This window comes from Microbacterium sp. NPDC079176 (genome assembly GCF_040686675.1).
Classification (GTDB): Bacteria; Actinomycetota; Actinomycetes; order Actinomycetales; family Microbacteriaceae; genus Microbacterium.
Genome location: NZ_JBFBLM010000001.1, coordinates 186,069 through 200,462, shown reverse-complemented (window position 1 = coordinate 200,462; position 14,394 = coordinate 186,069). Strand labels below are relative to the sequence as shown.

Annotated in this window: 13 protein-coding genes; 2 read left to right on the top strand and 11 right to left on the bottom strand. The window is 69.2% G+C overall.

The features are described from left to right. Position 1: 1 nt before the first annotated feature. The 3 genes from AB0P11_RS00985 to AB0P11_RS00975 are packed head-to-tail and all read right to left on the bottom strand — an operon-like array spanning position 2 to position 3,286. A complete protein-coding gene (locus tag AB0P11_RS00985; protein WP_363518947.1) occupies positions 2 to 1,078 on the bottom strand; it encodes an enolase C-terminal domain-like protein in 1,077 nt (358 codons plus the stop codon). Further along, positions 1,075 to 1,848, bottom strand: a complete 774-nt coding sequence (locus AB0P11_RS00980; RefSeq protein ID WP_363518944.1) for an SDR family oxidoreductase — start codon at positions 1,846 to 1,848, stop codon at positions 1,075 to 1,077. The genes AB0P11_RS00985 and AB0P11_RS00980 overlap by 4 nt, the downstream gene beginning before the upstream one ends. A gap of 52 nt (positions 1,849 to 1,900) precedes the next feature. Continuing rightward, a complete protein-coding gene (locus tag AB0P11_RS00975; protein ID WP_363518942.1) occupies positions 1,901 to 3,286 on the bottom strand; it encodes a hypothetical protein in 1,386 nt (461 codons plus the stop codon). An 81-nt stretch (positions 3,287 to 3,367) separates the two neighbouring features. Between AB0P11_RS00975 and AB0P11_RS00970 the strand changes: the two genes are divergently transcribed. After that, entirely contained in the window at positions 3,368 to 4,024 is a 657-nt protein-coding gene (locus AB0P11_RS00970) for a GntR family transcriptional regulator (RefSeq protein WP_363518938.1), read from the top strand. 8 nt (positions 4,025 to 4,032) lie between these two features. Continuing rightward, positions 4,033 to 4,875 (top strand): SDR family NAD(P)-dependent oxidoreductase, encoded by an 843-nt coding sequence (locus AB0P11_RS00965; RefSeq protein WP_363518936.1) that lies wholly within the window; start codon positions 4,033 to 4,035, stop codon positions 4,873 to 4,875. A gap of 34 nt (positions 4,876 to 4,909) precedes the next feature. Here AB0P11_RS00965 and AB0P11_RS00960 read toward each other — a convergent pair whose 3' ends face one another. From AB0P11_RS00960 to AB0P11_RS00925, 8 genes are all read right to left on the bottom strand, one after another. Further along, a complete protein-coding gene (locus AB0P11_RS00960; protein ID WP_363518933.1) occupies positions 4,910 to 7,063 on the bottom strand; it encodes a peptidase C14 in 2,154 nt (717 codons plus the stop codon). 2 nt (positions 7,064 to 7,065) lie between these two features. After that, a complete protein-coding gene (locus AB0P11_RS00955; RefSeq protein WP_363518930.1) occupies positions 7,066 to 8,094 on the bottom strand; it encodes a hypothetical protein in 1,029 nt (342 codons plus the stop codon). After that, a complete protein-coding gene (locus AB0P11_RS00950; protein WP_363518927.1) occupies positions 8,091 to 9,092 on the bottom strand; it encodes a hydroxyacid dehydrogenase in 1,002 nt (333 codons plus the stop codon). The genes AB0P11_RS00955 and AB0P11_RS00950 overlap by 4 nt, the downstream gene beginning before the upstream one ends. Beyond that, complete coding sequence (locus AB0P11_RS00945; protein ID WP_363518924.1) at positions 9,089 to 10,150, bottom strand: dihydrodipicolinate synthase family protein; 1,062 nt, start codon at positions 10,148 to 10,150, stop codon at positions 9,089 to 9,091. Before AB0P11_RS00945 ends, AB0P11_RS00950 begins: the two co-directional genes overlap by 4 nt. Next, positions 10,150 to 11,184, bottom strand: coding sequence for an epimerase (locus tag AB0P11_RS00940; protein ID WP_363518922.1), 1,035 nt, complete (start codon positions 11,182 to 11,184; stop codon positions 10,150 to 10,152). The genes AB0P11_RS00945 and AB0P11_RS00940 overlap by 1 nt, the downstream gene beginning before the upstream one ends. Before the next feature lie 19 nt (positions 11,185 to 11,203). Beyond that, complete coding sequence (locus tag AB0P11_RS00935; RefSeq protein ID WP_363518919.1) at positions 11,204 to 12,004, bottom strand: carbohydrate ABC transporter permease; 801 nt, start codon at positions 12,002 to 12,004, stop codon at positions 11,204 to 11,206. A gap of 104 nt (positions 12,005 to 12,108) precedes the next feature. Further along, positions 12,109 to 13,017 carry a sugar ABC transporter permease gene (locus tag AB0P11_RS00930; RefSeq protein WP_363518916.1) on the bottom strand — a complete coding sequence of 303 codons (909 nt, stop codon included), beginning with the start codon at positions 13,015 to 13,017 and terminating at the stop codon, positions 12,109 to 12,111. 66 nt (positions 13,018 to 13,083) lie between these two features. Further along, positions 13,084 to 14,322: a sugar ABC transporter substrate-binding protein gene (locus AB0P11_RS00925; RefSeq protein ID WP_363518913.1), complete on the bottom strand. Its 1,239-nt coding sequence runs from the start codon at positions 14,320 to 14,322 to the stop codon at positions 13,084 to 13,086. Positions 14,323 to 14,394 lie beyond the last annotated feature (72 nt).

The window sequence follows — 14,394 nt, the reverse complement described above, 5'->3', positions numbered from 1 at the left end:
GTCAGTTCCCCTCGAATCGGAAGACGGAGTCATCGAGCCCGAAACCGAGCCCCGGCGACGTCGGCGGCCGCACCCGCCCCTCGAACCGCGGCCCGCCGATGATGAACGACGGCGCCGGATCATAGGGATTCACGCCGCGCGCGAACGTCTCGACGCCGATGCCGAGGTGTGCGGTGACCTCGGGATACACATGCCCCGAGACAGAGACGCCGCCCTCGGATGCCCAGGCGATCACATCCCGAGCCGGGGTCACACCGCCGATCGCGACGACGTCGAGGCGCAGCACGTCGACGCCGCCCTCATCGACCAGTGCGCGCAGCACGGCCGGGTCGGTGACCTCGTCGCCGACCGCGACGGCCAGCCCCGATTCGCGGCGGATGCGCGCGCACCCCGCCGCGTCCTCGGGGAGCAGCGGATCCTCGAGCCACGCGAGGTGCGGATCGCCCCACTGCGCGATCTCGGCGAGCGCCGTGTCGGCATCGGGCCAGCCGAAGCCGACGTCGACCACGAGTGCCGTGCCGTCCGGCAGCTCGCGACTCACCGTCGTGATCAGTTCCCGCATGTAGGCCGGGTCGGGCGTCCGCGAGATCTTCACCTGCGCCCACCCGGCCGACTGGACGAGCACCTCGTCGGCGACCTCGCGGGGTGTCCGCGCCGGCGACGGATACGCCGCCACGAGCATGGCGTCACGAGGCGCATCGCCCGTGCCGAGCATCTGCCACAGCGGCATGCCCGCACGCCGTGCCGCGATGTCCCACAGTGCGATGTCGACGAGGCCGATGGCTCGCCGGACGAGTCCGACGCGGCCGACGATCGCGCTGCCTCTGAGCATCCGCTCCCAGGTGGCCGCCGGGTCGTCCGCGTCGGTGTCGATCGCGTGGCCCGCGACGAGCCTCTCGACGATCTCGGCCATCGGCGCCTCGCGAGAGAGGCAGTACGCGACGCCGACGGTGCCGTCGGCGTCTGTCACGCGCACTGCGCTGTACTCGCGCCGGGTCACCGTCATCGCACCGAGGTGCAGAGGCGCGGCAAGCGGCAGAACCGTCGTGGCGGTGTCGATGCGGGCGATCTCGGTCATGCGGGCCTCTTCGCGAGCGGCACGCCGTAGTCGACCATGAAGCCGCCGTCGACGTACAGGGTCTGCCCGTTCATGTAGCGCGACTGGTCCGACACGAGGAAGCTGACCGCGTCGGCGATCTCGGTGGCATCGGCCAGGCGCTGTGCCGGGATGCGCGACAGGATGGCCTCGAGACTGAGAGTGCCGTGCTCGACGCCCTGCCGGAAGACGCCGGTGTCGACATACCCCGGTGCGACCGCGTTGACCCGCACGCCCCTCGCCGCCCACTCGGCCCCGGCGGTGGAGGTCAGTCCGATCACGGCGGCCTTGGTGGTCGCATACGGCGCACGCCCGGCCGAGCCACGGGACGAGATCGACGAGATGTTCACGATGCGCCCCTCGCCGCGCGCCAGCATGCGCCTGCCCGCCGCCTGCAGCGCCGAGAAGACCCCGTGCAGGTTGACGTCGACGACGGCGGCCCACTCGTCCCAGCTGAGGTCCTCGATGCCGCGGTGGCGCTGGATCCCCGCGTTGTTGACCAGCACCTCGATCGGCCCCAGCTCGGCCTCCACCTCTCCGAACACCCGGTCGACGTCGGCGTGATCGGTGACATCGAGTTCGCGCCAGAGGATGCCGGCGTCGGTCTCGGCCTCGGCCTCGGTGAGACCGGGCACCCGATCGGCGGCGACGACGAGGTAGCCGTCGGCGGCGAGGCGTCGACCGATCGCCCAGCCGATGCCGGCGGATCCCCCGGTGACGATGGCGACGGGTGCGGGAACGGGGGTGGTCATTTCTCTCCTCGGTGACGGGCGGCTCCGCGACAGCGGGCCTGGCGGCGGTGTGTCAGTGGTCCAGCAGCTCGGCGACGACGGCGCAGGCGTGTTCCTCGAGCAGTTCGAGCGCGCCGGGCGCGAGCGGCGTCTGCCAGGCCTGATACGCGCCGCGTTCATACGCCTCGCGCGTGGGCAGATAGACGAAGCCGGGCCCGTTGGTCAGGTTCATGACGACGATCGGGGTGTCGGGGAATCGCGCACGCACCGTCGTCTGCAGCCGCGAGTAGGCCTCGCCAGGGTGACCGATGACCACCGCATCCCCGAGCCGCCACGCCCACAGCGGATGCTGCACCGAGGGGCCGTCCATGTATCCGTCGCGGAGGTTGCGCGCCCGCCCCAGCCGCTCCTCGAGGGAGCGTCCGTCGATGTCCTTCCATTCCTCGGCCAGCTCGTCGAGAGTCGGCAGAGCTCGCAGCGGAAGCTCCACGCTCGTCAGCGACCCCGCGGCACCTCCGCCGCCCTCTGCCGGATGCCCTGCCCAGATCGCGAGTGGCGCCCCCGACTCGACGACGCCCGTGAGAGTCAGATCGTCACCCGGCTCGGGCAGCGAATCGAGAGCCGCGAGCACGGAATGCCCGAGAGAGCGGCCGTGTCGATCGGCCACAGCGGTGTCGCCCGTGTACTGCTCGCGCGGAGCCAGCTCGCCCGACGCCCCCTGGACGAACAGGCAGGGCGCGGCGGTGGCCGTCTCGACGACCTCCCGCAGTGCTCCGACGTAGTCAGGAGACACCTCTCGGTTCTGCCATGCGAGCGTGGTGGGGTGGCATGCGTAGTTCACGACGGTGGCGCGCACGACTCCGTCGACGCTGACTCGACCGATCGTCACGGTGTCGTCGGCGACGGTCGTCGGATTGAATCCCACGAGCGCCCGGCCGTCGAGGTCGAGTTCGCGGTCGGCCGCCAGCCCGCACCGGCCGGTGGTCCATTCGATGAGCCCGGGTGCCGCCGTCTGCAGGGCCTGGCGACCCGCCTCGGCACCTCGCGTCGCGAGCATGTCGAGGTAGCCGGGAATGAGTTCGCCTCCGGGCAGGTGCGCATCGGCGGCGCACAGCACCGCACCCGCGTGGGTGTGCGAGAGCGAGAGCATGAGCTGATCGGGGGCGAGGCCGAGCGCGCCGAGGATCGCACCCCGCACACGGTGCTCGTCGGCCACCCGGCGCCACCAGGTGCCGTCGACGGCGAGCAGCAGCCGGGGCCGTCGATCGGCCCCGATCACGGCGAGCGCGGTCAGCTCGAACGGCCGATGGGCGCCCTCCGACGTCTCCCAGTCGGCGGGACCCCAGTTCTTGGCCCTGATGCCCGTCGGCGGAGTGATGTCGCGGCGCGCGATGCCGATCGATGCGCGGGTCCGCGGGGTGCCGAACCGGTCGCCGATCACTGTCGTGCCGACGCGCATCAGGCACGCCCCCGTCGATCGTCTGCTGCACCTGGTCTGCTATAGCCTCGGGATAGCAAGCTCGCCGGGAAGGGCACACGAATGCGCAGCGTCTCAGACCAGAACATCGCGGAGCAGGTCGCCGACGAGCTGCGCGCGGCGATCCACTCGGGTGAGCTCGCCCCCGGCGAGCGACTCGTCGAACGCAAGCTCGCCGCGCGCCTGGGAGTGAGCCACATCCCGCTGCGCGAGGCACTGACCCGACTGGCGCAGGAGCGACTGGTGATCCGCGAGCCCCGTCGCGGCGCTCGCGTCGCCGCGCTCACCGCCCGAGACCTCGAGGAGATCTCGAGCCTGCGCATCGTGCTCGAGCAGTTCATGGCCATCCGTGTGCAGGAGCGCTGGGATGCCGAGTCGGCCGAGCGCCTCGGCGCGATCGTCGACGCGATGTCGGCTGCCGCCCCCGGGGACATCGCCGAGGTGCTGCGCCAGGATCGGCTCTTCCACGAGACACTCGCCGACCTCGCCGAGCATCGGTTCCTCGACGAGATCAGCTCGCAGCTGCGCGGCCGCATCGCAGGCTTCCTGCAGGCGGCCAACGCGGCGCTCGACCCCGCCGAGCAGGAGGAGCACGTGCGCAGCCACCAGCAGATCATCGACGCTCTCGCGAGCGGCGACCCCGAGAGGGCACGCACGGTCATCGCCGAGCATGTGACCCGCGCGGTCGAGCGCATCGCACCGACGGCCCCGACGGAATGACACCGACCATGACACGCAAGACGATCGTCCTCACCGGAGCCTCCGACGGCATCGGAGCCGCAGCCGCGCGCCAGCTCGCGACGGCGGGCCACCGGCTGATCCTCGTCGGCAGATCCGTCGAGAAGACGAAGGCTGTGGCCGAGGCGGCATCGGCTGAGTTCCTCACCGCCGACTTCGCCCGTCTCGACGAGGTGCGAGAGCTGGCCGAGCAGATCTCCGCGCTCGTCGACGGCGACGGCATCGACGTGCTCGCCAACAACGCCGGCGGCATCTTCGGAGACCGCACCCCGACGGTCGACGGACACGAGAAGACGATCCAGGTCAATCACCTGGCCCCCTTCCTGCTGACGAACCTGCTGCTGCCGCAGCTCCTGCAGGCGGATGCCGCGGTGATCAACACGTCGAGCGTCGGTCACCGCCTGTTCGGACGCATCGATGTCGACGATCTCGACAACGACCGCCGCTACAGCGCGAACAAGGCCTACGGCGACGCGAAGCTCGCGAACGTCCTGTTCACCAAGAGCCTGCACACCAGGTTCCATGCCGACGGCCTCAGCTCGGTCGCGTTCCATCCGGGAACCGTGCGAACCAACTTCGCGTCGGACTCGTCGACGATCATGCGCCTCGTCTACCGCTCGCCGCTCAAGCACCTGCTGCTCACCAGCACGACAGAGGGCGGCAGCGTCCTGCGGTGGTTCATCGAGGGCACGCCTGACGAGACCTGGTACTCGGGCGCCTACTACGACGAGCGGACTCTGAGCAATCGCGTGAATCCGCAGGTCGACGACGCCGACATCGCCGACGCCCTCTGGCGCAGGAGCGCCGAGCTCGTGGGGCTCGACAGCCGCTGATCCGACGTCCACCGGCTCAGACGCCCCACCCGACTCAGACAACGAGGTTCGCGGTGTCGACCACACGATCGCCCTCCGCGGGGAACGACGTGCGCGTGACCCCCGACTCGACGTTGCCGGTGTGCAGCAGCGTCGAGTCCGCACCGAATGCACCGTCGGCGAGTTCGATCGACCCGCCCTCGAAGCGGTTGCCGACGGCGCGGTAGTGGGTCGAACCGGTCTTCACCGACACGTGCGAGGCCGGGCCCTCGGCGCGCAGGATGCTGTCGGCCACCGTGAGGTGCAGCGTCCCGCTGCCGGTGCGCGAGACGCCGATGCCGCTTTTCAGCCCGACGTCCGACCCGACGATCTCGACGCTCTGCTGCTCGCCTCTCGCGGCGGCGATCCTGGCGTTGCGCAGCGTAGACCCCTCGAACCGCAGCCGCTCGGACGACGAGGTGATGGGTGTGGCGTCGTCGGCCGCCGTGAGCGTCGAGCCACGGAACGTCACGGTACCGGGCCCTGAGATCTTCATGCCGCCGACACCGCTCAGCACTGTGTCGACGAACGTCACCGGCGTCGTCACCGCGGTGCTCGTGAGCTCGCCCGGGGCGACGAATGTGAAATGCGAATCGGCGATGACGGTGGGTCGGGCCGAGGCATCCGACTGCTGGGTGATGATGAGCGTGTCGGATGCCGTGCAGCCCCGCAGCTGAGCGCCGTCGGCGTTGATCCAGAGCATCCCCGAGCCGGCGAGAGACGGCTTGCCGATGACCTGGACGTCCTCGAGGGTCAGGTCGGTGATGCGCACCCTGGCGACGAACCACGAGCAGACGTGCTTGCGCACGGTGATGCGCTTCGCCGCCGACCCCCAGGCGGCACCCGAGTTCGCGAACGTCATCAGCCCCGAGTTGCCGGTGTATGTGAGGTCGTGCTCGTACTGGCCGTGCGTCACGAAAGGCCCCTGGTCGTCGCCGTCGCCGTGACAGTTCTCGACGAGGCAGTAGGCGCTCGCGGTGAAGTCGTTCAGGTGACGTGCGTTCGCCGTGTGGCAGTTCGCGACATAGCCGTAGAGGCAGTAGATCTGCTGCGTCAGGTATCCGGCACCGCCCCAGGTGACCGATGTCGGGTTGGTGAGGTTGCAGCTCTCGGTCGTGAAGTAGGTGTTCCAACGGCGCTGGATGAGGGGCCAGAACGTCGCCGTCCCGTCGATGTGGTCGACGTCACAGCGCACCGCGTATTCGAAGGCGAGCGGATGCGACCCCGTGAACTCGTCGGCGCCCCCGCCGAGGAACCTCAGGTTCGAGACCGTGATGTCCTGCACGGGCACGACATGACGCCACGTCATCGTACGGTCCTTGCCCAGCGGCCAGCCGTTCTTGTAGTTGACGCGGATGTGCGTGCCGTCGACGATCTGAGTCACCTGAACCAGGCGCTGGAGCTCGCGCTCCCACCGGCCGGCAAGCGCGTTGACCTCTGCCGCGTACCAGCTGCCGACCGTGAAGAACGACGAGTCGGCCACCGGAAAGACGTCGCCGAGATCGGGGACGGCTTCGCCGAGCTTCGCCTCCTGCACGGCGTCGGTGACCTCGCCGCGGAAGAACATCACCGCAGCGAACGGGTCGTCCTTCGGCGCGTTCTCGATCCCCTGCGTGGTCATGAGGTGGTTGCCGAAGTCGAACGCGAGGCCGGATCGTGTGAAGCGGTGACGGCGCACGAAGTTCAGATCGGTGTGGGCCTCGATCCGGCGGACCGCGGCATCGCGGACCATCGCGTCGAGGGCGTCGTCTGCCGGCGCCGAGGCATCGAAGATCCCGAACTGGCGGAACTCCACCGTGCCCGAGTGCACGAGCACCCACACGCCCTCTTTCCGGGCGGCCAGCACGGTGCCGCCGTTGACGGCCGGGGCGTCCTTCTTCACGAAGCGGTACAGGCCGTGACCGCCGTCGCCCGCGACTGCGTACCCGGACGTGCGCACGAGGTCGCCGGTCTTGCCCTTGAGTTCGGCGAGGTCGACAGCCGTGCCGGCGTTGCCGACGGCCGTCGACGTCGCGGCGCTCAGTGGCGCGACTGGACCGGCTGCTTGCGCCGGCGTGTGACCGGCGACGGCCACCACCCCGCCGAGCGCCGCCGCTCCGAACCCGGCGAGGAGCATCCGCCTGCTGCGGAATGCGGCCGTCTCGGACTTCTCTTCCTGCGTGATCGTCATGGTCATCCTTCGTGCGGCATGGCAGCCGCGGTCGGGCGTGCGGCCTCGCGGTCGCACGCGGCATCCGGAACTTCCCCAGATCCCCAGGTCTCATCGGGCCCAGGGCCCGCGGTCCGGCGCGCGATCTGCGCGGCATGGACGGTGTTCTCGACCACGGCCCGCGCGGTCGCCCAGGGAGCGACGACGCGGCCTTCGGCGCTCGCCTCGCACAACGCGGCCACGAGCCCGCGGAACCCCAGCGACTCGTTCGCGTCCGTGGTGTCGAGTTCGAGTGAGCGGATGCCGTCGCTCGTGACGACCTCGACCCCGTAGGCGTCCGGCCCAGGCACCCCGGTGACGCTCAGCTGCACCCGGACGACGGTGCCGCCCGCATCGATCACGGCATCGATGCCGGCGGCGTCCTCGGAGTACGACGAACCGGCGCGGCAGCGCACCCATCCGGTGCCGGAGAGGATCCTGGCACCCGGACGGAGCACGTCGAGGATCTCCCATGCATGCACGCCGACGGTCACGAGGATCCCGCCGCCGAGCTCGGGGTCGTCCTGCCAGAGGCGCTCGGCAGTGCGGAACCCGGCCGCATCGTGCTGCACCCGCAGACGGATGCTCAGGATCTCGGCACCGAGGAGTTCGTCGCGCAGCGCGGCGAGCGCCGGGGCGAACCGCAGCACGGAGGTCGTGCCCACCCGCAGCCCCTGCACCGCATCCGTCCAGTCGGCGAGCTGACCAGCGGTCGCCGCGACCACCTTGTTGACGAAGACGGGGGCGTCGATCGCAGCCAGCGCACGCACGACTCTCGCGGCCTCATCGGGTCGCGGAGTCGCGATGATCAGGTCGGGACTCTCCGCCGCGAGAGCGCCGAGCGAGAGCGTCGCCACGCCCCCGAACCGCTCGGCGAAGTCCGCTGCGGCGCGTGCATCCTCATCGAACACCGCCACGACCCGGCCGCCCGAGACCGTGACGTTCGCCGCGTCGGCAGCGGGGTGGGAGTGGGCGAGTCCGGCGAAGGCGACGCGCAGCGGCTGACGGGTCATGCCATCGACGCCAGCTGGTCTTGGTCCACGGCGTGCGCGAGTGCGCGACCGCTGACGAATGCCTCGACCTCGTCGGTGATGATCCTGCCCTGTCGAAGACGCCCCTCGCTCGTGCCTGCCGCACGGTGCGGGGTGAGCAGCACTCCGTGCAGTCGACGCAAGGGACTGTCGACGGCGATGGGCTCTTCATCGAACACGTCGATCCCCGCGCACAGGCGACCCGCGCGGATCTCGTCGATCAGCGCCTCCTCGTCGACCACCCACGAACGCGCGGTGTTGACCAGCCCCGCGCCGTCGGTCATGCGCGCGAGCTCCCGACGACCGATCAGGTGATGCGTCTCGGCGAGAGTGGGGGCGTGCACGGCGACGATCCTGGCGCGGGTGAGGGCCTCGTCGAGGGGCACGAGCTCTGCCCCGAGACTCGACGCCGCAGCGGCGTCGAGCGTCGGATCGACCAGCAGAGGCTCGGCGCCGAGCGCACGGATCAGCTCGAGGTAGGCACGCCCCGTACGCGAGGCGCCGATCACCGCGATCGGCGCACCGAGGATCTCATGCTGAGTCCCGACCGACACGGCGTCGTACCATCGGCCGCCCTCGCGCATCGCGTTGTGCATCTGCGGGATGCGGTGCAGCAGCGCCAACGTGAAGGTCAGCGACACCTCGGCTACCGACCGGGCCATCGCGGCGCCCGCCTGGGTCACGGTCACACCGCGGTCGAAGAGCTCCTGCGTCGCGAAAGCCTTGAGCGACGCGCCGGTGTGCGCGACGAGCTCGAGCTCGGGCAGAGCGGCGAGCACAGCGTGGTCGAACGGCGGCATCCCCCAGCTCGTGATCACGACGCGAGCCTCGTCGAGCCGCGCCTGCTCGAGCCGGTCCACACGCACGAAGGCGTCGCTGGCCGGTCCTGCGGCGGCGCGCAGCCGTTCGGCGTCCTCGGGAGAGAAGAACTCCGCGAAGAGCTCCTGCGGCACCACGGCGACCACGGTCGGAGCGCTCATGTCAGCCACGCCTCGAGGTGCTCCGCGATGAACGCATCGTCGTTGAGCTCTGGATACGCGAGGCGCACGCGCTCGATCTCGGTCGCCTGCCCCGGCGACAGACCTTCGCCGGGATCGAGGCACCAGGTGCCTTCGAGCAGGCCCTGCTGCGCGAGCATCTCGTGCACTCCGGCGATCACGCCGTGAAAGTCGTTGCCGGGGTCGAACACGGCCTGGTTGACATCGACCATGTCGGAGGCGATGAGTCCGAGCGCTCGGTAGGCATCGGCGTCGCCCTCCATGGCACGACGGGCCTGGTCGAGCAGCCGCACAGCAGCGCGTGTGCCCACGGCCCACTGCCCGAGCAGCCCGCCCACGAACCGCAGCGTGCGCGGGCCGGAGGGCGAGTCGACGTGGAACTCCGACAGCAGGTCGGCGACGATCGCGTCGTCGTTGCCCGTGTACAGCGCGATCTCGTCGGCGCGGCCGGATGCTGCCACTCCCCGCACGAGCTCGAGCGTGCGGTACCGGTCGAACGGTGCGGCCTTGACGGCGACGACGGCGGGGATCGCCGCGAACTCGCGCCAGAAGTCCCGATCGAGCACGGGTCCGCCGATCGCCGTCTGCAGGTAGAACCCGACGATCGGCAGTACCTCGCCGACGGCCCTGGCACGCTCGAGCAGCGCCCGCTCGTCGGCTCCGGCGACACGAGGGCTCACGAGCACCGCGTCGTATCCGAGCGACCGGGCGAGCTCGGCCTCGGCCACGGCCTGCGCGGTTCCGCCTGCGACACCGGCGATGCGCACGAGCCCCGTGTCGGCGCGCGCATCCATCTCGTCTGCGGCGAGCGCGAGCACGGGTTCGAGCAGCGCATGCTCGGGGTCTCTGATCTCGAACTGGGTCGTGTGCACCCCGACGGCGATGCCGCCTGCACCCGCATCGAGGTAGTACCTGGTCAGGGCTCGCTGCCGCCGCTCGTCGAGGCTGCGATCGGCGGTGAGGGCGAGCGGGTGCGCGGGGATCACGGCGCCGCGGGCGAGAGTCGCCGCGGCGTCGGGGCGGAGTCGGGGAACCGTCATCAGAACTTCCCGTCCCTGACAGCCCACTTGGTCGGCTTGGCGATCATCGGCAGGCCTGCGGTGATCCATTCCGCCTGCATCCCGATGAGCGACTCGGCCGACACGGAGGGATACCCGAAAAGAGCCATGCAGCGCCGGGCGTCGCTGAGCAGGGCGGTGGCCTGCGGTTCGTCGACGAGCGTCACGTCACGATCGAACAGCGTCCCGAACCGGCGCGCGATCGATTCGACGCTGAGCAGCTCGGGACCGGTCAGGTTGATCGTGAACGGGTCGGTTGACGCATGACGCAGGCTGCGGAGCACGACCTCGTTCGCGTACCCCTGCCAGATCACGTTGACGTTCGCCGTCGCGACCGACACCGGCTGCCCGGCGTTCACCGCGCTTCCGATGTCGGCCAGCACGCCGTATCGCAGGTCGACCGCGTAGTTCAGTCGGATGATCGCGACCTCGGTGCCCCGCTCCTGCGCTCCGAACTCGAACACCCGCTCACGGCCGAGGCACGACTGCGCGTACTCGCCGATGGGCGCGGGTGGGACCTCTTCGGAGGCGCCACCCGACGAGGCGGGGACGAACGGGTACACGTTGCCGGTGGACAGCACCGAGATGGAGCTGTCGCGGTATCGACGGGCCACCCTGTCGGGAAGCGCGGCGTTGACCTCCCACGCCCACGAGGCGTTGGTCGCCGCGCCGAACTTCGCTCCGACCATGAACACCACGTTGGGCGCATCGGGGAGGGCTGCGAAGTCGTCGTTCTCGATGAGGTCGAAAGGCACCACCCGGATGCCGGCCGCTTCGAGGCGCTCGCGGATCGCCGCCTCCCCGAAGCGCGACACCGCGTAGACGGCGTCGTCCTGCCGACCAGCGGCGTCCATGCCCCGGCGGGCGAGCATCGCCAGCGTCGGGCCCATCTTTCCGCCGGCGCCGAGGATCACGAGATCGCCCGATCCTGCGGCCAGGTCCTCGATGAGGGCGGCGCTGGGGGTGGCGAGTGCCTCCTCCAGCTCTGCCTCCGATGTGAATGCGTGCTGAGTCACGTGGTGCTTTCCCTTCTTCTCAGCCCTTGATGCCCGTGCCGGTGACGCCCTCCTGCACATACCTCTGGGCGATGAGGTAGGCGAGGAAGATGGGCAGCAGTGCGACGACGGACCCCGCGAGCATGGTGCTCAGCGGTACGTTCTGCTGCTGCAGCGACGAGATCCCGACGGTGAGTGTGAACATCGAGTTCGACTTGGCGATGATGAGCGGCCAGAGGAAGTCGTTCCAGTGCCACAGGAAGACGAAGATGCCGAGCGTGGCGAGGATCGGCTTGCACAACGGCAGCACGATCCGCAGGAAGATGCGGAACTCCCCCGCGCCGTCGATGCGAGCGGCTTCGAACAGCTCGTCGGGAAGACCCTCGATGAACTGGCGCATGAGGAAGACGGCCTGGGCGTTGGCCAGGGTCGGGAGGATCAGACCCCAGTAGGTGTCGATGCCGCCCAGGTTCGCCATCAGGATGAACGTCGGGATCAGGGTGACGTGGAACGGCACCATGACCATCGCCAGGAACGACCAGAACATCACCTCCTTGCCCGCGAAGCGCTTCTTCGCGAAGGCGTACCCGGCGAGCGCCGACAGGAACAGCACGGCGACCACCGAGACGAGGGAGTACACGAGCGTGTTACCCAGCCATCCGACGATGTTCTGGCCGCCGAGCACCTGCTCGTACGACTCGAACGAGATGTCCTTCCACGGCAGCAGCGAGCCGGGCAGCTCGACGACCATGCCCGGCTTGAGGCTCAGCACGACCATCGCGTAGAAGGGGAAGAAGCTCAGGATGCCGGCGATGCTCAGCCAGATCCATCGAAGGACCACACCGCCCCTCGTCGGTTCGAGCGCACGGAACGAACGACGTCGCCGCGAGGACGACTGCCGCGGCTCCTCAGCCTGTGTGGTGACGGGCGGCTGGATCAGGGCGGTCATTTCTGCTTTCCGATCACGAGGCGCTGGATGAGTGCGACCGCGAGGGTCATGATGAACAGGGCGACCCCGACCGCGGCGGCGTAGCCGTAGTCGAAGTAGCGGAAGCCCTGGTCGTACAGCAGGTAGACGAGCGAGTAGCTGGCGTTGGCCGGGCCCCCCTGGGTCATCACGTAGATGACGTCGAAGACCTGGAACGCGGCGGTCGTCTCGATCACCGCGAGAAAGAAGAAGGTCGGACGCAGGTACGGCAGCACGATCCAGCGGAAGCGCTGCCACGCGTTGGCGCCGTCGACCAGCGCAGCCTCTTCGAGTTCGCGGGGCACGTCCTGCAGCGCGGCGATGATGATCATCATCCCGTAGCCGAACCGCGACCAGACGCCCACGACGACGATCGCGGGGATCACGAGCACGGTGCTGCCGAGCCATGATCCGCCGAGTCCGAGAGGCGCCATCAGGGTCGACCACGGACCATTGCTCGAGAAGATCCAGACGAAGATCGACCCGGCGAGCACGAGAGAGGTGATGACGGGGAGGAAGAAGATCGAGCGGAAGAAGCGCGCGCCGCGGAATGCCCGGCGCACGCCCAGCGCCATCACGGTCGAGAGCACGAGCGAGATGGGAACCGCGAAGACCGTGTAGATCAGCGTCGTGCCCATCGCGCGCCAGAACAGTGGATCCGCGACGAGACGCTGGAAGTGGTCGAGGCCGCGCCAGGCCACCTCGCCGGAGATGTCGTAGTCGAAGAAGCTCAGCGCGACCCCGGCGATGCTGGGCCCGAAGCGGAAGGCGATGAACAGCAGGAACGCGGGGAGCACGAACAGGAAGGCCACCCGGGCCTCCCGCCGGGCGAGCGCCCGCGTCACCCGCCCTCGGGGCCTCGTCGGCGTGGTTGCCATCGTCGTCATCATTCGAACCTCACGTGGTGATGAAGCGGGAGGGGCGCACGACGGATGCCGTGCGCCCCTTGGTCACTACTTGATCAGCGGTGCGGCAGCGGTCGCCGCATCCTTCAGGGCATCCTCCGGAGACTTCTGACCGAGCAGAGCCGCCTGGATCTCGGGTGCGAGCACGCCCATGAGTGCGCGCGACGAGGCGTTGAGCTCGCCGACGGTCGTGTCGGGCACGTACTTCTCGACCTCGCCGAGCAGCGGGTCGTCCGCGTACAGCGGCTCGGTGGTGCTGAGCGCCGAGAAGTATCCGGCCGCCGTCAGGTAGGGCTCGACGATGTCGGCGCTCGTGGCGAACTCGGCGAACTTCGCCGCGGCATCCTGAGCCTTCGAGCCTTCGAGCACCGAGAGCGACCCGACGGTTCCGTACGCGACGGACTCCTCATCCGTGAGCGGGGCCATGACCTTAACGTTCTCCTCGCCCCAGAACGGAGCGACTTCGTTCACGGCGTTGTTCCACGTGCACGCGACCTTGCCCTGGGCGATGGCGGTCTGCTCGAGCGGGACGTTGGTGGTGAGGGCCTCGGGGTCGAGCGCACCAACCTCGGCGAGATCGGTGATGAACGTGAGCGCGTTCTCGCCGGCCTTGCTGTCGAATCCGACCGCGCCCTCGTCGTCGTAGACCTCTCCGCCCGCCTGCCACAGCAGCGGATAGAAGGTGAGGTTGAGGGTGTTCTCCGCAGAAGCCGGGTAGTTCAGGACGTACATGTCCTTCGCCGTGAACTTCGGGGCGATCTCGGCGATGTCGTCCCACGTCTCGGGATACTCGGTGACGCCCGCCGCCTCGAACGCCGCGGCGTTGCAGATGAGCGGCTGGGCGCTGGTGAGGATCGGGGCTCCGAGGATGTCGCCGTCGATCGTGACGGACGTCTTGACGTTGGGCAGGAGATCGTTCTGACGTTCCTCGCTCAGCAGGTCGTTGAGCGGAGCGATCGACTTCTGGTAGGCCGCGAGCTGGTCGGGGATCAGATAGACGACGTCGGGGCCCTTGCCTGCGGCGATCGCCGTCTGCAGCGCCTCGTCGCGGTTCGCCCACGGGAAGATCTCGTACGAGACGTTGACGTTCTCGTTCTCCTTCTCGAACTCGGCGATCGTCGAGTCCCAGAAGTCCTTGTGCACCGCCTCGTCGGCGATGACCGGATAGAGCCAGACGGTGATGTCCTGCTCCCCCTCTGCGGTGTCCCCTCCGCCGGCCGAACAACCGGCCAACAGGGTGGCTGTCGCGATTCCCGCGACGATGCCGGTGATCTTGCTGACGCGCATGGTGCTCCTTTGCTCATACCGTGCTGAGTACGGTTCATTATGACATTGGTGTGGGATAATTCGTCAAGTACA